The organism is Lichenihabitans psoromatis (genome assembly GCF_004323635.1).
Lineage (GTDB): Bacteria > Pseudomonadota > Alphaproteobacteria > Rhizobiales > Beijerinckiaceae > Lichenihabitans > Lichenihabitans psoromatis.
Map to the genome: position 1 here is coordinate 4,020,364 of NZ_CP036515.1, position 18,423 is coordinate 4,038,786.

General features: G+C 59.8%; 30 protein-coding genes. 1 reads left to right on the plus strand and 29 read right to left on the minus strand.

From position 1 onward, the window contains the following. The first annotated feature begins 96 nt into the window (after positions 1–96). Positions 97–792, plus strand: coding sequence for a hypothetical protein (locus EY713_RS18755; protein ID WP_165491191.1), 696 nt, complete (start codon positions 97–99; stop codon positions 790–792). Between the two features lie 28 nt (positions 793–820). Here EY713_RS18755 and EY713_RS18760 read toward each other — a convergent pair whose 3' ends face one another. From EY713_RS18760 to rpsJ, 29 genes are all read right to left on the minus strand, one after another. Continuing rightward, positions 821–2,134, minus strand: coding sequence for a replication-associated recombination protein A (locus tag EY713_RS18760; protein WP_131117975.1), 1,314 nt, complete (start codon positions 2,132–2,134; stop codon positions 821–823). A gap of 6 nt (positions 2,135–2,140) precedes the next feature. Then, positions 2,141–3,559, minus strand: a complete 1,419-nt coding sequence (locus EY713_RS18765) for a Do family serine endopeptidase (RefSeq protein ID WP_131117978.1) — start codon at positions 3,557–3,559, stop codon at positions 2,141–2,143. A gap of 142 nt (positions 3,560–3,701) precedes the next feature. Next, a complete protein-coding gene (rplQ, locus tag EY713_RS18770) occupies positions 3,702–4,112 on the minus strand; it encodes a 50S ribosomal protein L17 (RefSeq protein WP_131117981.1) in 411 nt (136 codons plus the stop codon). 91 nt (positions 4,113–4,203) lie between these two features. Then, positions 4,204–5,220, minus strand: coding sequence for a DNA-directed RNA polymerase subunit alpha (locus EY713_RS18775; RefSeq protein ID WP_131117983.1), 1,017 nt, complete (start codon positions 5,218–5,220; stop codon positions 4,204–4,206). Between the two features lie 100 nt (positions 5,221–5,320). Then, positions 5,321–5,713, minus strand: a complete 393-nt coding sequence (gene rpsK, locus EY713_RS18780) for a 30S ribosomal protein S11 (RefSeq protein WP_131117987.1) — start codon at positions 5,711–5,713, stop codon at positions 5,321–5,323. A gap of 55 nt (positions 5,714–5,768) precedes the next feature. Continuing rightward, positions 5,769–6,137, minus strand: a complete 369-nt coding sequence (gene rpsM, locus EY713_RS18785) for a 30S ribosomal protein S13 (RefSeq protein WP_131117990.1) — start codon at positions 6,135–6,137, stop codon at positions 5,769–5,771. Between the two features lie 209 nt (positions 6,138–6,346). After that, on the minus strand, positions 6,347–6,964 hold the full coding sequence (locus EY713_RS18790) for an adenylate kinase (protein WP_131117993.1): 618 nt from the start codon (positions 6,962–6,964) through the stop codon (positions 6,347–6,349). Beyond that, on the minus strand, positions 6,961–8,298 hold the full coding sequence (gene secY, locus EY713_RS18795; RefSeq protein ID WP_131117996.1) for a preprotein translocase subunit SecY: 1,338 nt from the start codon (positions 8,296–8,298) through the stop codon (positions 6,961–6,963). Before secY ends, EY713_RS18790 begins: the two co-directional genes overlap by 4 nt. 396 nt (positions 8,299–8,694) lie before the next feature. Next, positions 8,695–9,174: a 50S ribosomal protein L15 gene (gene rplO / locus EY713_RS18800; RefSeq protein WP_131117999.1), complete on the minus strand. Its 480-nt coding sequence runs from the start codon at positions 9,172–9,174 to the stop codon at positions 8,695–8,697. Between the two features lie 13 nt (positions 9,175–9,187). After that, the gene (gene rpmD, locus EY713_RS18805) at positions 9,188–9,385 is read right to left on the minus strand and encodes a 50S ribosomal protein L30 (RefSeq protein ID WP_131118002.1); all 198 of its coding nucleotides are present in this window, start codon (positions 9,383–9,385) and stop codon (positions 9,188–9,190) included. A 16-nt stretch (positions 9,386–9,401) separates the two neighbouring features. Beyond that, positions 9,402–9,956 carry a 30S ribosomal protein S5 gene (gene rpsE / locus EY713_RS18810; protein WP_131118005.1) on the minus strand — a complete coding sequence of 185 codons (555 nt, stop codon included), beginning with the start codon at positions 9,954–9,956 and terminating at the stop codon, positions 9,402–9,404. A 157-nt stretch (positions 9,957–10,113) separates the two neighbouring features. Continuing rightward, on the minus strand, positions 10,114–10,473 hold the full coding sequence (gene rplR, locus EY713_RS18815) for a 50S ribosomal protein L18 (protein WP_131118007.1): 360 nt from the start codon (positions 10,471–10,473) through the stop codon (positions 10,114–10,116). A gap of 10 nt (positions 10,474–10,483) precedes the next feature. Then, positions 10,484–11,017 carry a 50S ribosomal protein L6 gene (rplF, locus tag EY713_RS18820; protein WP_131118010.1) on the minus strand — a complete coding sequence of 178 codons (534 nt, stop codon included), beginning with the start codon at positions 11,015–11,017 and terminating at the stop codon, positions 10,484–10,486. Positions 11,018–11,019: 2 nt separating this feature from the next. Continuing rightward, positions 11,020–11,418 carry a 30S ribosomal protein S8 gene (gene rpsH / locus EY713_RS18825; RefSeq protein WP_131118012.1) on the minus strand — a complete coding sequence of 133 codons (399 nt, stop codon included), beginning with the start codon at positions 11,416–11,418 and terminating at the stop codon, positions 11,020–11,022. A gap of 10 nt (positions 11,419–11,428) precedes the next feature. Then, positions 11,429–11,734: a 30S ribosomal protein S14 gene (rpsN, locus tag EY713_RS18830; protein ID WP_131118014.1), complete on the minus strand. Its 306-nt coding sequence runs from the start codon at positions 11,732–11,734 to the stop codon at positions 11,429–11,431. 40 nt (positions 11,735–11,774) lie between these two features. Then, positions 11,775–12,347, minus strand: coding sequence for a 50S ribosomal protein L5 (gene rplE, locus EY713_RS18835; protein ID WP_131119940.1), 573 nt, complete (start codon positions 12,345–12,347; stop codon positions 11,775–11,777). Between the two features lie 79 nt (positions 12,348–12,426). After that, positions 12,427–12,744 (minus strand): 50S ribosomal protein L24, encoded by a 318-nt coding sequence (rplX, locus tag EY713_RS18840; protein WP_131118017.1) that lies wholly within the window; start codon positions 12,742–12,744, stop codon positions 12,427–12,429. Continuing rightward, positions 12,744–13,112, minus strand: coding sequence for a 50S ribosomal protein L14 (rplN, locus tag EY713_RS18845; protein WP_131118020.1), 369 nt, complete (start codon positions 13,110–13,112; stop codon positions 12,744–12,746). The genes rplX and rplN overlap by 1 nt, the downstream gene beginning before the upstream one ends. A gap of 82 nt (positions 13,113–13,194) precedes the next feature. Continuing rightward, positions 13,195–13,437, minus strand: a complete 243-nt coding sequence (gene rpsQ / locus EY713_RS18850) for a 30S ribosomal protein S17 (RefSeq protein WP_131118023.1) — start codon at positions 13,435–13,437, stop codon at positions 13,195–13,197. 7 nt (positions 13,438–13,444) lie between these two features. After that, on the minus strand, positions 13,445–13,660 hold the full coding sequence (rpmC, locus tag EY713_RS18855; RefSeq protein WP_131118026.1) for a 50S ribosomal protein L29: 216 nt from the start codon (positions 13,658–13,660) through the stop codon (positions 13,445–13,447). A gap of 14 nt (positions 13,661–13,674) precedes the next feature. Then, positions 13,675–14,088 carry a 50S ribosomal protein L16 gene (gene rplP / locus EY713_RS18860; protein WP_131118029.1) on the minus strand — a complete coding sequence of 138 codons (414 nt, stop codon included), beginning with the start codon at positions 14,086–14,088 and terminating at the stop codon, positions 13,675–13,677. Between the two features lie 32 nt (positions 14,089–14,120). Continuing rightward, positions 14,121–14,852, minus strand: coding sequence for a 30S ribosomal protein S3 (gene rpsC / locus EY713_RS18865; RefSeq protein ID WP_131118032.1), 732 nt, complete (start codon positions 14,850–14,852; stop codon positions 14,121–14,123). 10 nt (positions 14,853–14,862) lie between these two features. Then, positions 14,863–15,246, minus strand: coding sequence for a 50S ribosomal protein L22 (gene rplV, locus EY713_RS18870; RefSeq protein WP_131118035.1), 384 nt, complete (start codon positions 15,244–15,246; stop codon positions 14,863–14,865). Between the two features lie 2 nt (positions 15,247–15,248). Beyond that, on the minus strand, positions 15,249–15,527 hold the full coding sequence (gene rpsS / locus EY713_RS18875; protein WP_131118038.1) for a 30S ribosomal protein S19: 279 nt from the start codon (positions 15,525–15,527) through the stop codon (positions 15,249–15,251). Positions 15,528–15,530: 3 nt separating this feature from the next. Next, entirely contained in the window at positions 15,531–16,370 is an 840-nt protein-coding gene (gene rplB / locus EY713_RS18880; protein ID WP_131118041.1) for a 50S ribosomal protein L2, read from the minus strand. A gap of 21 nt (positions 16,371–16,391) precedes the next feature. After that, entirely contained in the window at positions 16,392–16,688 is a 297-nt protein-coding gene (locus tag EY713_RS18885) for a 50S ribosomal protein L23 (protein ID WP_131118044.1), read from the minus strand. Continuing rightward, on the minus strand, positions 16,685–17,305 hold the full coding sequence (gene rplD, locus EY713_RS18890; protein ID WP_131118047.1) for a 50S ribosomal protein L4: 621 nt from the start codon (positions 17,303–17,305) through the stop codon (positions 16,685–16,687). The genes EY713_RS18885 and rplD overlap by 4 nt, the downstream gene beginning before the upstream one ends. A 3-nt stretch (positions 17,306–17,308) precedes the next feature. Beyond that, on the minus strand, positions 17,309–18,028 hold the full coding sequence (gene rplC, locus EY713_RS18895; protein ID WP_131118050.1) for a 50S ribosomal protein L3: 720 nt from the start codon (positions 18,026–18,028) through the stop codon (positions 17,309–17,311). Between the two features lie 51 nt (positions 18,029–18,079). After that, a complete protein-coding gene (gene rpsJ / locus EY713_RS18900; protein WP_131118053.1) occupies positions 18,080–18,388 on the minus strand; it encodes a 30S ribosomal protein S10 in 309 nt (102 codons plus the stop codon). Positions 18,389–18,423: the final 35 nt, after the last annotated feature.

An 18,423-nucleotide genomic window follows, 5' to 3' on the forward strand; every position in this document is an offset into this window, starting at 1 on the left:
ACTGCGTTTGTCTATTGCGCGCATTTTGTCTCCAAATCAGTCGAACGCGAAATTGCACGTCTGGATCGAGAGCTCGATCCGTCGATCGATTTGTTTGTGACGGGTTGCAGCGCAAGCGGCAGCGACCTCAAGGAGCTCGCGATCGGACGCGCGAAGGTTTTCCCCTATTATAAAAAGGACGTCGAGGCCCTGCCCTACAGCAAGAAGCTGGAAAGCATGGATTGGGTCACGATGCGCGGAAACCCCGACCTCTTCCTCTTGTGCTTCTTCCGCGACGTCAAAGACTACGACCAATATTGGTTCTGCGAATATGACGTTCGATATACGGGGCGCTGGGGCACCCTGATGGACGACCTGAAGGATTCGGCGGCGGACCTGTTATGCTCCTATACCACGACCTATCAGGATGGCCCCGATTGGATGTTCTGGCCGTCGTTCCATATGCCGGGCAAACCGGGACGCGTCGATCTCGTGCGCTCGTTCCTGCCCTTCTGCCGCGTCTCGAATCGCCTTTTGTCGAAGATCGACGAGAATTGCCGGGACGGGTGGGCGGGGCATCCGGAAGTTTTGTGGCCGACCATCGCGGTTGATAACGGATTCTCGCTCGAAGAGATCGGCGGCGCGGGCCGCCTCGTGCCGGACGCCCGTCGGAACAAATATTATTACTCGGCAAGCCTGACGTCGAAGATTTTCGTGTCGACCTTTGGCGCGTGGCCGTTCTATTCGGAAAAGAGCAACTTCAAGCCAGGGGTCGGCGAGCCCGACATTCTCTGGCATCCCGTCAAGGAGTGACGCTCGACCATCGTGTCGTCGCGATCGATCAGGTGCCGGACTCGCGCTCGGCGCGCAGTTTGGCCCACCAATCAAGCCGCTTCTTCAACTCGCGCTCGAAGCCGCGTTCGACCGGCTCATACAGCTTTTGGCGCCCGATCGATTCCGGCCAATAATTCTGGCCGGAGAACCCATCCGGCTCATCGTGGTCATAGGCATATCCTTCGCCAAACCCCTCGTTCCGCATCATCTTGGTCGAACCATTGAGGATCACCTTCGGCGGTGTCACCGATCCTGCATGTTTCGCGAGCGCCATCGCGGCCTTGAAGGCCGTGTAGGCCGCGTTGGATTTCGGCGCCGTCGCCACGTAGATCACCGCCTGGGCGATCGCGAGTTCGCCTTCCGGACTCCCGAGAAAGTCGAACGCTTCCTTGGCGGCATTTGCGACGACCAGCGCCTGGGGATCCGCAAGGCCAATATCTTCCACCGCCATGCGAACGATGCGGCGCGTGATGAACAAGCGATCCTCGCCCGCGTCGAGCATCCGCGCGAGATAATAAAGCGCTGCATCCGGATCCGAGCCGCGCACCGCCTTATGCAACGCCGAGATCAGGTTGTAATGCCCATCCTGACCCTTGTCGTAGAGCGGCGCGCGGCGCTGGACGACATCGAGCAGGGTCGCGTCGTCGAACACCTCGCCAGGACGCGCGGCCCGCCAGATCTCCTCGGTGAGGGTCAGCAGCGCCCGCCCATCCCCATCGGCAAGACGGACCAGCGTCGCGCGGCCGCTCTCGGAGATCGGTAGCGCCCGCCCTTCGGCCGCCTCGGCCCGGTCGAGGAGCTTGCCGAGCGCTGCCTCGTCGAGCGCCCGAAACACCAGAAGGCGGGCCCGCGACAGCAGCGCCGCATTGAGCTCGAAGGAGGGGTTCTCGGTCGTGGCGCCGATCAGCGTGATGGTGCCATCCTCCATCACGGGCAAAAAGCTATCCTGCTGGGCGCGGTTGAAGCGATGGATCTCATCGACGAACAACAAGGTGCCCTGCCCGGTCCTGCGGCGGGCGCGCGCTTCTTCGAAGAGCTTCTTGAGTTCCGCAACGCCCGAGAAGATCGCCGACACCTGCACGAACGTCAGCTTGGTGTCGCGGGCCAGGAGACGCCCGACGGTCGTCTTGCCGGTTCCAGGAGGCCCCCAGAAGATCAGCGAACCCATCGAGGTCGCCCCGATGAGCCGGGTCAGCGCCCCGTCGGGTCCAAGCAAATGATCCTGCCCGGCCACGTCGGACAGGGTCCCCGGTCGCAACCGATCCGCAAGCGGACGCGGGGCCGATTGATCCAATCCCGCCGCCGCAAACAGATCCGTCATCGTCGTCTAGCCACCGATTTCGGTTTGCACCACCTGTCCACCGCGCGACAGCGTCAAATGGTAATAGCTGCGATTGAGGTTCGTGGCGCGCTCGAGTTGCTTGGTCGAGGTGATCTGATCATTCTCGAGCCCGAGAATGACATCGCCCTTCGCAAGACCTGCCTCGGCCGCGTTCGAGCCCGGATCGACGTCGGCCACGACCACACCGTCGTGAACCCCCTGGATCGACAGCTCTTCCGCCACCGCGGGTGAAAAGTTCACCACCGTCGCGCCAGAGAAAGGCGACCTATTCTTAAGCTTGATCACCTCGCGCGGCGGCACTTCCGGCGCGGTCGTCAGCTTGATCGGCACGATGACGGTTTTGCCACCGCGCGACACCGTGAGCGAAGTGACCGAGCCAATCGCCTTCGTGGCAAATCGATACCCAAACCCATCCGGATCGTCGATCGACTGCCCATCGACCGCCATGACGATATCGCCACTTCGCAAACCCGCGTCTTTCGCGGGTCCATCATCGAGCACGCTCGCGACGAGCGCGCCCGTGGGACGGTCGAGGCCGAGCGTATCGGCGATATCGCGGGACATGACCTGGAGCGTCGCGCCGAGCCAAGGCCGGCGCACGTCATGGGCTCCAGCCTTGGCGCTCTCGATGACGGTTTTGACGAGATTGACCGGGATCGCGAACCCGATCCCGACGCTTCCGCCCGATTGCGAGTAGATCGCCGAATTGATGCCGATCAGCCGACCATGCATGTCGACCAGCGCGCCGCCCGAATTGCCTGGATTGATGGCCGCATCGGTCTGGACAAAGAACTGGTAGTCACTGCCGCCGACTTGCGTGCGGGCCAACCCCGACACAATGCCTTGCGTGACAGTCTGGCCGACGCCGAAAGGGTCGCCGATGGCGAGCACCAGATCGCCGACCTCGAGCGCATCCGAATCGCCGAGATCCATGCTTTGGAACGGACCGCCGGTCTTGAGTTTCAAAATGGCGAGATCGGTGCGCTTATCCCGCAGCACGATATCGGCCGCGACCTCCCGCTTGTCGGAAAGGGCGACCTTCACGTCCGTCATCGTGTCGATGACGTGGTAGTTGGTCACCACCAGCCCCGACGAATCGACGATTACACCGGAGCCGAGCGACTGAGCCGTCGGCCCGCCGGGACGGGGTGTCGAGCGCCCTCCCCCGAAAAATTGCTGAAAGACCGGATCGTCGAACAACGGGTTCCGAGCCTGGCGATCCGTCCGCGACGCATAGACGTTCACGACGGATGGCTGCGCCTTCTTGACGACCGGCGAAAACGACATCAGCACGTCTGACCGCGCTTGCGGAACAGTCCGCAGATCATCGGCCACAGCTCCGCCAAAGCTGCCCACAAAGGCCAGCACGACAAGAGCTGCTCGTCGATTCGTCAAAGACTTCATCGCCTGATCCTCTCCTGCCTCAATCGAAACCGTGGGCGATCGTTTGGACATGGCGACCAGACCGGTGACGCCGCTCGAGCCCACAAACCAAAAGGGAGAACACGCTGCCGTATTCCCCCCGTCGTGCTGAACTAAAGAACGCTTACGCGGCTTCGTCGACGATGGTGCCGATCGGGGGCTGGCCCCGCGCTTCGACGTCGCGATCGACGAATTCGATCACCGCCATCGGAGCGTTGTCGCCGTAGCGGAAGCCGGCCTTGAGAACGCGGATGTAGCCACCCTGGCGATCTTTGTAGCGGGGTCCAAGCACGTCGAAGAGCTTCTTGACCAAGAGCACATCCTTGATCTGCGCGATCGCTTGACGCCGCGCATGCAGATCGCCGCGCTTGCCGAGCGTGATAAGACGCTCGACGACGGGGCGGAGATCCTTGGCTTTGGGCAAGGTCGTGATGATCTGCTCGTGGTGGATCAGAGCACAAGACATATTGGCGAACATCGCTTTCCGATGTTCGGCCGTGCGATTAAAGCGGCGCTGCGAGCGACCGTGATACATGGCTGTCTCCAATTGTTATGCGGCCGCCGTGCCACGGTACGGCCGCTCTTTTGAGGAGCCCGATTGTTACGGGCTCCGGGTATCGATCGGCTTAGTAGTGTTCTTCGAACCGCTTGGCGAGTTCGTCGATGTTCTCTGGCGGCCAACCGTTGATTTCCATCCCGAGATGCAGACCCATCTGGGCCAACACTTCCTTGATCTCGTTCAACGACTTTCGACCGAAGTTCGGGGTCCGAAGCATTTCGGCTTCCGACTTTTGAATGAGATCGCCGATGTAAACGATATTGTCGTTCTTCAAGCAGTTCGCTGAACGGACCGACAATTCGAGCTCGTCGACCTTCTTCAACAGCGCCGGGTTGAACGCCAATTCCGGAATAGCCGCCGAAACCTCTTCGCGCTTCGGCTCTTCGAAGTTCACGAAGACGTTGAGCTGGTCCTGCAGAATGCGGGCCGCGTAAGCGATCGCATCTTCGGGCGTAATCCCGCCGTTGGTCTCGATCGTCATGGTCAGCTTGTCATAGTCGAGGATCTGACCCGCGCGGGTGTTCTCGACACGATAGCTGACGCGCCGAACCGGCGAATACAGACTGTCGACCGGAATGAGACCGATCGGGGCATCTTCAGAGCGATTACGATCCGCCGCGATGTAGCCCTTGCCGGTGTTGACCGTGAACTCCATCCGGATTTCTGCACCCTCGTCGAGCGTACAAATCACCAGATCGGGGTTGAGCACGATAACGTCGTTGACGGTCGCGATATCCCCGGCCGTGACCCGACCCGGGCCCTGCTTCTTCAGAACGACACGCTTCGGGCCTTCGCCCTGCATCTTGATCGCGATGTCCTTCACATTGAGGACGATGTCGGTCACGTCCTCGCGAACGCCCGGGATCGACGAGAACTCATGCAACACGCCATCGATGTGGATGGCCGTGACGGCAGCACCCTGCAACGACGAGAGCAGGATCCGCCGAAGTGAATTGCCCATCGTAAGACCGAAGCCGCGCTCGAGCGGCTCCGCCACGAGGGTTGCGGTCCGCTTCGGATCATCGCCAACGATGACCTCGAGCTTGTTCGGCTTGATCAAATCCTGCCAGTTTTTGTGAATCACGTGTGCACCTTCAAATTCGATACCCGGCGCCGAAACGCCGGGCGCAGGCCGGGTTCACTGTCGATGGGAGCGGGGCGCCACGAAAAGCAGCGCCGCCACATCAAACGCGACGACGCTTACGTGGCCGGCAGCCGTTATGCGGGATTGGGGTCACGTCGCGGATCGACGTCACGGTGAAGCCGGAGGCCTGCAACGCGCGCAGGGCCGATTCGCGCCCCGAACCGGGTCCCGACACTTCGACTTCAACCATACGCATCCCGTGCTCAGACGCCTTGCGGGCCGCGTCTTCGGCAGCCATCTGAGCCGCGTAGGGGGTCGACTTGCGCGAGCCCTTGAAACCCATCGTGCCGGCTGACGACCACGAGATCGTGTTGCCCTGTGCATCCGTGATGGTGATCATGGTGTTGTTGAACGTCGAGCTCACATGAGCGACGCCGGAGGCGATATTTTTGCGTTCGCGACGACGAACGCGTGTTGCTGCTTCTTTTGCCAAAGGTCTTGTCCTTCAAGCGCGCCCGTCATGCCAGGCGCTCGGGATGAATGTTAAATTACTTCTTCTTACCGGCGATCGGCTTGGACTTGCCCTTACGGGTGCGCGCATTGGTATGCGTGCGCTGGCCGCGAACCGGAAGGCTGCGACGATGACGCAGGCCGCGATAGCAGCCGAGGTCCATCAGGCGCTTGATGTTCATCGAGGTCTCGCGACGAAGGTCGCCCTCAACGAGATAGTCACGGTCGATCGTCTCGCGAATCTGAAGGACTTCAGCGTCCGTCAGCTGTGCAACACGACGATCCGCCGGGATGCTGACCTTTTCACAGATCTCTTCCGCCTTCTTCGCTCCGATCCCGTGAATATACTGAAGCGCGATCGTCACGCGCTTGTTGGTTGGGATGTTTACGCCTGCAATACGGGCCACGTGGTATACTCCAACGGGTGTGATCGAGCCCACCCGGATATTTCAAAGGAAAAGGTCGTCGCTCGAACGAAAAAATACCGGGCGCCCACACGGATTGCCCAGTCACACCAAGCTTCGCCACCTTGAAGGTTTTGGCCTATAGAGCGTCGTAGCTCACCCGTCAACCCTCAAGCGAGATCGGCCGTCAAAAGCCGGCCATTCCCGGCGCATCAGGATCGGGATGACGCCATCGCAGCGGAACCGACAAGCGTGTCGAGTTCACGGTTGATCTGATCCGTAACCTCGTCGATCGGCATCATTCCGTCGATCCGCCGAAGCGAGCCGTGGCGCGCATAATAATCCGACACCGGCGCGGTCTGTGCCTTGTAGGCGTCGAGTCGAGCCTTCACGGTCTCGGGCTTGTCATCGGCCCGAACCACGCCGCCACGCGCCGCGGTCTCGAGCGCCCGGTTGTGAATACGCGAGACGAGAACCGATTCGTCGACGTCGAGTTCGATGACCCCATCGAGGCGCATTGCCTTGCCGATCAGCATGCTGTCGAGCGCCTCGGCCTGCGCGACGGTGCGCGGAAAGCCGTCCAGAATGAAACCATTCTGCGCGTCGGTTTGCATGATTCTATCGGCCACGATGCCGACAACCACATCATCCGAGACGAGATGGCCGGCATCCATGATGGCTTTGGCCTGAAGGCCGATCGGTGTTCCGGCGCTCACAGCCGCACGCAACATGTCACCCGTCGACAGTTGCGGGATGTGATAGCGCGCCCGCAGTCGTTCCGATTGGGTTCCTTTACCGGCACCAGGTGGTCCCAGCAGAACGATCCTCATCTCTTCTTTCCTCCCCGCAAACGGGACTTCTTGATCAGTCCCTCATATTGATGAGCTTGCAGGTGGCCGTGGATTTGCGCAACCGTATCCATCGTGACGCTGACGATGATCAGCAACGATGTGCCGCCGAAATAAAACGGAAGGGCGGCGTAAGACACGAGGAGTTCGGGCAAGAGGCAGATGATCGCGAGATAGGCTGCACCGAGCACGGTGATGCGGGTCAGCACCGTATCGATATATTGCGCCGTCCGTTCACCGGGTCGAATGCCGGGCAGGAACCCACCGTGCTTCTTGAGATTATCGGCCGTCTCCACCGGATTGAAGACCACGGCCGTATAGAAGAACGCGAAGAACACGATCAAACTGACGTAGGCGATCTCGTAGAGCGGGCGACCACGACTGAACACCGCGACGATCGACGAGAGGATCCCCGTTCCGCCGGCCGACTGCGAGAAATTCGCGACCGTCGTGGGCAGAAGCAGCAGAGAAGAGGCGAAGATCGGCGGAATGACGCCGGCCGTGTTCAGCTTCAACGGCAGAAAAGATGTCTGCCCTTCAAAGACGCGGTTACCCACCTGTCGCTTCGGATAGGTGATGAGCAGCCGACGCTGCGCACGCTCCATGAACACGATGAAGGCAATCACGCCGATCGCCATCACCAGCACCAGGAGGATAAGGCCGGTCGACAGCGCGCCCTGACGTCCAAGCTCCAGCGTATTGGCGATAGCGGCCGGAAATGCCGCGACAATGCCGGCGAAGATGATCAAGGATGATCCGTTGCCGATCCCACGCGACGTGATCTGCTCACCGAGCCACATCAGGAACATTGTCCCGCCCATCAATGTAATGACGGTCGAGATGCGGAAAAACCAACCTGGATCGGAGACAACCCCGCTCTGCCCTTCGAGCCCTACCGCGATCCCATAGGCTTGGAACGCCGCGAGCACGACCGTGAGGTAGCGCGTATATTGGTTGATGACCTTCCGGCCCGCCTCACCTTCCTTTTTCAAGCTCTCGAGGGAGGGCACCACCGACGTGAGGAGCTGGACGATGATCGAGGCCGAAATGTAGGGCATAATGTTCAGGGCGAAGATCGCCATTCGCTGAACCGCGCCGCCCGAGAACATGTTGAAGAGTTCGAGCACGCCCTGTTTGTGACCGACGAAATTGGCCTCGAACGCGGCAGGATCGATTCCCGGCAGCGGAATGTATGTCCCGAGCCTGTAGATCACCAAAGCGCCGAGCGTGAACCAGATACGCTTCTTAAGCTCCTCGGCCTTGCCGAAAGCCGAAAAGTTGATGTTCGCTGCAAGCTGTTCAGCTGCCGATGCCATTTCTGTGCTCCGCAGGCACGCGCACGCGCGCCAGATCAAACCATGACGGTGTAGACCAGGAGGTGCCGCTCAATGACCACCTCCCCGTCGTCTATCCGTCTCGCAACTCCGCCACACTTTTCGTCTTGCGGCGGGCCTTCATAGCAGTGCGACCCTACTACAGCACACCGACGCCCGGGCCATCACGGCTCAGATCGACCGGGAGAGATCGAAAGAGCCGCCTCGCGTCCGGATCCCGGTTGAGCAGCGCTTGTTATCTAAGATAGACGAGAGCGGCGCAACAGGTCTTCGACCTTAGAGTCGTATCGACCGGTCCAGAGCCTTCGTTACTCTACTCAAGAAAAAGGGGGCTGGCGATTGCTCGCCGCCCCCAATCCTTACCCGAAAAGCGGATCGTCACGCAGCTGACGCGTCGCTCGACTGGGCCGACATCGTGATCGTCCCGCCTGCCTTTTCGATCGCTTCAACCGCCGACTTCGAAGCCGCAGCCACATCGAAGGTCAGCTTCGCGGTCAGTTCGCCCATACCAAGGATCTTAACCCCATCACGAGCCTTCGAGACGAGACCAGCCTCGATGAGGCCCGCAACCGTGATCGGACCACTGCCGAGTTTGCCGGCATCCACTGCCTGCTGGATACGGCCGACATTGACCTCGTTATAGTCAATCGAGGACACGTTATTGAAGCCACGCTTGGGGAGCCGGCGATGCAAGGGCATCTGACCGCCCTCGAAGCCCTTTACCCGAACGCCGGTACGGGCCTTCTGACCCTTGACGCCGCGACCGCCGGTCTTGCCTTTACCCGAACCAATGCCCCGACCGACGCGCATGCGCGACTTGCTGGACCCGTCATTATCCGAAATGCCATTGAGCTTCATGATTGTAGCTCCTTCACTGGCTATCGACGATACGGACCATGTGCGCCACTTTGGCGATCATGCCCCGGATTGCCGGCGTATCTTCAAGGGTGGACCGACGGCCGACCTTGTTGAGCTTCAGCCCAGCAAGGGTGCGACGCTGCTCGCTCGGACGCCCGATGGGGCTTCCGGTCTGCTCGATCACGATGGTTTTTCCGTCCAGGGACGCCATGCTCAGACCTCCCCGCTCAAGCTTCAGCCGCTTCCGCATCCACACCCTGACGGCGCGATTGCAGAACCGAGACCTTGAGATTGCGGCGAGCCGCGACCTGACGAGGCGAATCTTCATGCTTCAAAGCATCGAACGTCGCCCGAACCATGTTGTAGGGGTTCGACGAACCCTGGCTTTTCGCAACGACGTCATGGACGCCAAGCGTTTCGAAGACGGCGCGCATCGGGCCGCCGGCGATGATCCCCGTACCGGCCGGAGCAGCGCGCAAAATCACCTTGCCGGCGCCATGACGGCCCAGCACGTCGTGATGAAGCGTGCGGCCATCGCGCAGCGGCACCCGGATCAGACCACGCTTTGCGGCTTCCGTCGCTTTACGGATCGCTTCCGGCACTTCGCGGGCCTTACCGTGACCGAAACCAACACGCCCCTTTTGATCGCCAACCACCACGAGAGCGGCGAAACCAAAGCGACGACCACCCTTCACAACCTTCGCGACACGGTTGATGTGAACCAACCGGTCGACGAACTCGCTATCGCGCTCTTCGCGATCGCGTTCCCTTTCACGTGCCATTTTTACTTTATCCGTCACTTGCGCGGACGCTGGCGACCGAAACCCGGCCCGCTACCCGCTCGCTTCGAAACGCGAAGACGTGCCGGTCGCAGGGCATCACCCTCAGACCGACACGTCTCGACGATTTAACAAGATTGTCCGCAATAGCGGCCAATCGCTAGAACTTCAAGCCACCTTCACGCGCGCCTTCGGCCAAAGCCTTGACACGGCCGTGATACATGTAGCTCCCACGATCGAAAACAACTTCGCTGATCCCAGCCGCAACCGCACGCTGTGCGAGCAATGCCCCGATCGACTTAGCGGCTTCGACATCCGCGCCCGTCTTCAACGACTCGCGGTTCTGCTTCTCGAGAGAGGAAGCGGCGACGAGAGTGACGCCGTTCGCATCATCAATGATCTGCGCGTAAATCTGCTTCGACGAACGAAACACCGACAGACGCGGACGACCGTAGGCGCGAGCCCGGATCGACCGCCGAACCCGGCTCTTACGCCGATCTAATTGGTCCTGCTTGGCCATGGTCGATCCCTTACTTCTTCTTCCCTTCCTTACGGAAGATAAACTCGCCTGCGTATCTCACGCCCTTGCCCTTATAGGGCTCCGGAGGCCGGAAGCCGCGGATTTCCGCAGCAACCTGACCCACTTCACGTCGATCGATGCCGGAGATGGCCAATTCGGTCGGACGAGCCGCCACGATTGTGATGCCTTCCGGAATCGGAAAATCGATATCGTGACTGTAACCAAGCGAGAGCTGCAGCTTGCGGCCCTGAACCGCAGCCTTGTAGCCGACGCCCGTGATCTCGAGCTTGCGCTCGAAGCCTTTGCTGACGCCAGTCACCAGGTTGGCAATCATCGCACGCGAGGTGCCCCACATTGCCTGTGCCCGCTTGGTCTCGTTGCGCGGATCAACGCTGATGTTCCCATCAGCGAGAACGACCGAGACTTCTTCCGGAACGCTGAAATGAAGTTCGCCCTTGGCGCCCTTTACCGACACGTTCTGCCCGTCGACCTTGGCTGTAACGCCTGCCGGCACGGGAACCGGCTTCTTACCTACACGGGACATGGTCAGAACACCTTGCAGAGCACTTCGCCGCCGACGTTATTCTCACGCGCGGCATGGTCGGCCATGACACCCTTCGGCGTCGAAACGATCGTGATCCCGAGACCATTAGCGACGCGAGGCATCGCATCAACCGCGCAATAAACGCGACGGCCCGGCTTGGACACACGCTCGATCAGCTTGATGACCGGCTCATTGTCGAAATACTTCAGTTCGATCTCGAATTCGGTACGGCCATTGCCGTATTCCGTCGTCGAATAACCGCGAATGAACCCTTCCTGCTCCAAGACGTCGAGCACGTTCGCTCGGATCTTAGAACCGGGGGTCGAAACCTTACCTTTACGACGCATTTGTGCGTTGCGGATACGCGTGAGCATATCGCCCAATGGATCATTGACTGACATGATCCCCTCCTTACCAGCTCGACTTAACAAGACCGGGGATCAACCCCTTCGACCCCAGCTCACGAAGAGCAATGCGCGACATCTTCATCTTGCGATAGACCGCGCGGGGACGACCGCTGACTTCGCAACGATTGCGAATGCGGATCTTGGCAGAATTGCGGGGGAGCTCCGCAAGCTTGAGGCGGGCCTCGAACTGCTCTTCGATCGGCGCCGACTGGTCGGACGCGATTGCCTTAAGCCGAGCGCGACGGGCGGCGAACTTCACCACCAGCGCCTGCCGGTTCTTATTCTTTTCGATTGAACTCTTCTTTGCCATCTACAATGGTCCTCGAGTTACCGCGTTTGAGCGACGTGGCTCACTGCCGGAACGGAAAATTGAACGCCTTGAGAAGCGCACGAGCCTCATCGTCGGTTTTCGCGGTCGTGCAAACGATCACGTCCATCCCGAGATTAGCTTCGGCCTTGTCATAGTCGATTTCTGGAAAAATAATGTGCTCTTTAATGCCGAGCGCAAAATTTCCGCGACCATCGAAAGATTTGATGTTCAAACCGCGGAAATCGCGGACGCGCGGCAACGCGATCGTGATCAGACGGTCCAAAAACTCATACATGCGCGTGTTGCGAAGCGTGACCTTTGCGCCGAGCGGCATATTCTCGCGAACCTTGAAGGTCGAGATCGCCTTGCGCGCATGGGTGATTACCGGCTTCTGACCAGCGATCAACGCAAGATCAGCCGCCGCGCTCGTCACCTTCTTGGTGTCGTTCACGGCGTCGCCCACGCCCATGTTGAGGACGATCTTCTCGAGGCGCGGAACAGACAATGCATTCTTATATCCGAACTGCTCGACCATCGCGGCCCGCACAGTCTCGTTATACAACACCTTCATCCGCGGCACGTACCCGGCCGGAGTTTCCGGCGATGCCGACATATCGACGTCGTTGTTTTGCTTGTTACGAGCACCCTTGGCGCCTGCCTTAGCAGCCTTGCCAGATTGGGCGGACTGAGCCTCAGCCATCGATCAAATCTCCTGAAGCCTTCGCGAAGCGAACCTTACGGCCGTCTTCGAGCACCTTGAACCCAACGCGAGTGGCCTTGCCGGTCTTCGGATCGGCAATAGCCAAGTTCGACAGCTGAATCGGTGCTTCCTTCGAAATAATACCACCCTGCTGGGTCTGGCTCTGCGCCTGATGCTTTTTCACGAGGTTGATCCCGCGAACGAGCGCGCGATCTTCCTTCGGAATCACCTGGACAACTTCACCGTTGCGACCCTTGTCGCGACCAGCGAGGACGACGACTTTGTCGCCTTTCTTGATCTTGGCAGCCATTACAGCACCTCCGGCGCGAGCGAGATGATCTTCATGTGGTTCTTGGCGCGAAGTTCGCGCGGCACCGGGCCGAAGATACGAGTTCCGACCGGCTCTGACTGATTGTTGACCAGCACAGCAGCGTTGGAATCGAAACGGATCACGGACCCATCAGCCCGACGAATGTCCTTGGCGGTCCGAACCACGACCGCCTTCATGACGTCGCCCTTCTTGACGCGCCCACGTGGAATAGCCTCTTTGATGGAGACGACAATAATGTCTCCAACGCCGGCGTATTTCCGCTTGGAACCGCCCAGCACCTTGATGCACATCACACGCCGGGCGCCGGAGTTGTCGGCGACGTCGAGGTTAGTTTGCATCTGAATCATGGCATCTGCCCTTCAACTCGAATGGGGTCCTTCCCCCTTCAACCGGCGGCAGGCCCTTCGTAAACTTTTATAATCGAGACGCTCAGGCCTTATCCGCCGCCGTCAGCGCAATCCAGCGCTTCAGCCGCGAGATGGGCTTTGTTTCTTCGATCGACACCAGATCGCCGACCTTGAAGGCACGACCCTCGTCATGTGCGTGATAGTTCTTCGAACGGCGAACCGTCTTCTTGAGCAGCGGATGCGTGAACCGCCGCTCGACCTTCACAACGATCGTCTTTTCCTGCTTGTCGCTGACGACGACACCCTGGAGAATTCGCTTTGGCATCTTCTTCTCAACCCTTCGCTGACGTGCTGCGCTTCTGCGCCGCAATCGTCTTGGCCCGCGCGATGTCCCGACGGACGACACGAACTCGAGATGTATTTTCGAGCTGGCCCGTCGCGCGCTGGAAGCGCAGGTTGAACTGCTCCTTCTTCAACCTCAGAACTTCGTCCGAAAGCTGGTCATCCGACATCACTTTGAGATCGGAAAGGCGCTGCTTGTTCTTCATCTTTTCCCCTCCCCTTACTCTGCAATACGCTGGACGAAACGAGTCTTGATCGGAAGCTTTGCGGCCGCCAAAGCCAAGGCTTCCTTCGCGATGTCGACCGACACCCCATCCAGCTCGAACATGATACGCCCCGGATGGACGCGAGCCGCCCACAACTCCGGGGCACCCTTACCCTTACCCATACGCACTTCAGTCGGCTTCTTCGAGACCGGGAGATCCGGGAACACCCGGATCCAAACACGGCCTGCACGCTTCATGTGGCGAGTCAAAGCGCGACGAGCGGCTTCGATCTGCCGAGCCGTGACCCGGTCCGGCTCCATCGCCTTCAGACCGAACTGACCGAAATTCAGTTCGAACCCACCCTTTGCCACGCCGCGAATGCGTCCTTTGAACGCCTTGCGGAAGCGGGTGCGCTTTGGTTGCAACATCGTCTTATTCCCAAATCTAAGTCAGCGGCCCGTTAGGCAGCGTGACGCGGTTCCCGCTCACGACGACGACGATCACCACCGGCGCCGCCGCTCTGATCGACTTCCGCCATACGCCGCTCCTGCGCCATCGGATCATGTTCCAGGATCTCACCCTTGAAGATCCAGACCTTGATGCCGCACGTGCCGTAAGCCGTGTGGGCGGTTGCAACACCATAATCCACGTCGCCGCGCAAGGTATGCAGCGGGACACGACCCTCGCGATACCACTCCTGACGAGCGATTTCGGCACCGCCGAGACGACCGGAACAGTTGATCCGGATGCCTTCAGCGCCAAGACGCATCGCCGATTGAACGGCACGTTTCATCGCACGACGGAACGCCACGCGACGCTCGAGCTGCTGGGCGATCGAGTCGGCCACCAGGGTCGCGTCGATTTCCGGCTTCCGGATCTCGACGATGTTGATCACGACTTCCGACGTGGTCAGCTTGGAGACCATCTTGCGGAGCTTGTCGATATCCGCGCCCTTCTTGCCGATCACGACACCAGGCCGCGCCGACATGATGGTCACGCGGCACTTCTTGTGCGGCCGCTCAATGATGATCTTGGACACTGCGGCCTGCTTCAACGCAGCCATCAGCACTTCCCGGATCTTCATGTCCTCATGGAGGAGCTTACCATATTCATTCTTGTTCGCGAACCAGCGCGAGTCCCAGGTCCTATTGATCCCGAGACGCAGCCCGATCGGATTGACTTTCTGACCCATCGTCTTTTCCTCAGGCGGTCGCTTGTTCGACTTCGCGAACGACAATCGTGAGATTGGCAAACGGTTTCTCGATCCGTCCGGCGCGACCGCGCGCCCGCGGGCTGAACCGCTTCAGCACCAACGCCTTGCCGACATGAGCCTCGGCAACGATCAGATCGTCTACGTCGAGGCTATGGTTGTTCTCGGCATTCGCGATCGCGCTTTCGAGGGTCTTCTTGACCTCAACGGCGATCCGCTTGCGCGAGAACTGCAGGTCGGCAAGAGCATTGTCGACCTTCTTGCCCCGGATCAGCTGAGCCAGGAGGTTCAACTTCTGCGGGCTGACACGAAGCATGCGGCAGACCGCCTTCGCTTCGTTATCCTTCAGGGCGCGGGGAGTTTTCGGCTTGGACATCCTCAGCCCCTCTTGGATTTTTTGTCCGCGGCATGGCCGTGGAACGTGCGGGTAGGCGAGAACTCACCGAACTTGTGGCCGATCATCTCTTCGTTGACGGTCACCGGCACATGCTTGTGGCCGTTGTGAACGCCGAACGTCAGACCGACGAACTGCGGCAGGATGGTGGAGCGACGGCTCCACATCTTGATGACTTCGGAACGCCCAGACCCACGGACGGTATCGGCCTTCTTCAGCAGATATCCGTCGACGAAAGGACCTTTCCAGATCGAACGGGACATGGATTAGCCCTTCTTCTTGCGGCTGTGACGGGAGGCGACGATGAACTGCGTCGTCGACTTGTTGCTGCGGGTCTTCTTGCCCTTGGTCGGCTTACCCCAAGGAGTAACCGGATGACGTCCACCCGAGGTGCGGCCTTCGCCGCCGCCGTGCGGATGATCGACCGGGTTCATGGTCACGCCGCGGTTATGCGGACGCCGACCCAACCAACGACGACGACCCGCCTTGCCGTAGTTGATGTTCATGTGATCGGGATTCGACACCGCACCGACCGTGCCGAAGCACTGTCCGTGGATGAGGCGCTGCTCACCCGAATTCAGACGCAGGATGACGTAACCCTGATCACGACCGACGATCTGAGCATAGGTGCCAGCGGACCGAGCGATCGCCGCGCCCTTGCCGATCTTCATCTCGACATTATGCACGATCGTGCCGACCGGAATGCTTGCCAGCGGCATCGCATTGCCGGGCTTCACGTCCACCTGGTTGCCAGCAACAACGTCGTCGCCGACCGCCAAACGCTGCGGAGCGATGATGTAGTTCTGCTCACCATCCTCGTAGCGGATAAGCGCGATGAACGATGTGCGGTTCGGATCATATTCGATCCGCTCCACTTTCGCGACCATATCGAGCTTACGACGCTTGAAGTCGATGATCCGGTAGGTCTGCTTATGACCGCCGCCACGAAACCGCACCGTAATGCGACCCGTGTTGTTGCGGCCGCCGGCAGACGACTTGCCTTCGGTCAATGTCTTGAGCGGCTTGCCCTTGTAGAGGCCGCTACGGTCCACGATAACCAGCTGGCGCAGGCTTGGCGTGACCGGTTTGAATGTCTTCAGTGCCATCGCACTATTCCCTCAACCTGCTCAAAGACCGGTGGTGACATCGATCTTGTGTCCCTCGGCGAGGGTCACGACGGCCTTCTTCACGTCCGACTGGGTGCCGCGGAATCCGCGAAACACCTTGCGCTTACCCTTACGGATCAGCGTGTTGACGCTTTCGACCTTGACGTCGAACAACTGTTCGACAGCGGCCTTGATCTGCGGCTTGGTCGCGTCCTTGCGAACGCGAAACACAACCTTGTTCTCGTCAGAAGCCATAGTCGCCTTTTCCGTGATCACGGGAGCGACAATGACGTCGTAGTGGCGCGGGTCCTGACTCATTTGAAGCGTGCCTCTAGCGCGTCGACCGCGGCCTTTGTGAGGACCAGCTTCTTGCGGCGCAAAATATCGTAGACATTGATGCCCTGCACGGGCAGCACATCGATTTGCGGAATGTTCCGGGCCGCGAGGCGAAAGCCTTCATGCGGCTCGGCGCCATCAATTACCAGCGCGTTGGTCAAACCGAGAGCCTCGAACTGCTCGCGCAGCAACTTGGTCTTGGTTTCGCTGACTTCGGCGCGATCCCAGATGATGATCTCGCCGCTGGCAGCCTTGGCCGACAAAGCATGGCGCAACGCCAGCGCACGGACCTTCTTGGGAAGATCATGTGCATGAGACCGGACGACCGGACCCATGGCGCGACCGCCGCCTCGAAACTGCGGCACGCGAGCCGACCCGTGACGAGCCGAACCAGTGCCCTTCTGCTTGTACATTTTCTTGCCGGTGCGCCAGACGTCGGCGCGACCTTGCGTCGCGTGCGAGCCAACCTGGCGTGCCGCCAACTGATAGCGGATCATCCGAGCAATCAGATCTTGGCGCGGCTCGAGGCCGTAAATCGCGTCTGAAAGCTCGATTGAACCCGTCGATTGACCGTCGAGCGACGTCACATCAATTTTCACCGCTCAACCCTCCGAAACTTGTTCGCTGGGCGACTGACCGGCAGCAACCGGCGCCCGGAACTTGCCGGGAAGCGGCACGTCCTTGGGAGCAGCCTTCTTGACCGCGTCACGAACAAAAATATACCCGCCGGCAACACCCGGAACGGCACCTTCGACCAAGATCAAGCCGCGCTCCACATCGGTCTTCACGACCTTGAGGTTCAGCGTGGTGATACGGTCAGCACCCATGTGCCCCGCCATCTTCTTGTTCTTGAACGTCTTACCGGGGTCCTGACGACCGCCGGTCGAACCGTGCGACCGATGCGACACCGACACACCATGGGTGGCGCGAAGACCACCGAAGTTCCAGCGCTTCATAGGGCCGGCAAAGCCTTTACCCATGCTGGTGCCCGTCACGTCGACGAACTGACCCTCGACGAAGTGATCCGCCGTGATCTCTGCACCGACAGGAATGACCTGATCGGCCGACACCCGAAACTCAGCGAGCTTCATCTTGGGCTCGACATTGGCGATGGCAAAACGCTGGCGTTCGGCCTTCGGCACGTTCTTTACCTTTGCCCGACCAATACCCAGCTGCAGCGCGGTATAGCCATTGGCTTCTTCCGTCCGATGGGCGACGACCTGGCAACCGTCGATCTTCAGCACGGTGACCGGCACATGTTCGCCGGTTCCGGTGAAGACTCGGGTCATCCCGACCTTCTGGGCTATAACACCTGACCGCATGTCAGAAATCCTTCAAGACACTTTGATAGAAAGTGCCGACCGGTTCACAAATCAAAGCTTGATTTCGACGTCGACACCGGCGGCTAGATCGAGCTTCATCAAAGCATCAACCGTCTGCGGTGTGGGATCGACGATGTCGAGAACGCGCTTATGGGTACGAATTTCGAACTGCTCGCGCGACTTCTTATCGACGTGAGGCGAGCGGTTCACCGTAAATTTTTCAATCCGCGTCGGAAGCGGAATCGGACCACGAACCTGAGCGCCAGTACGGCGCGCCGTGGAAACGATTTCCTTCGTCGAAGCATCAAGCACCCGATGATCGAATGCTTTGAGGCGAATGCGGATGTTTTGACCGTTCATGGGTTCATCCTTTGATCGAGCGGAGCGGGAGCTTA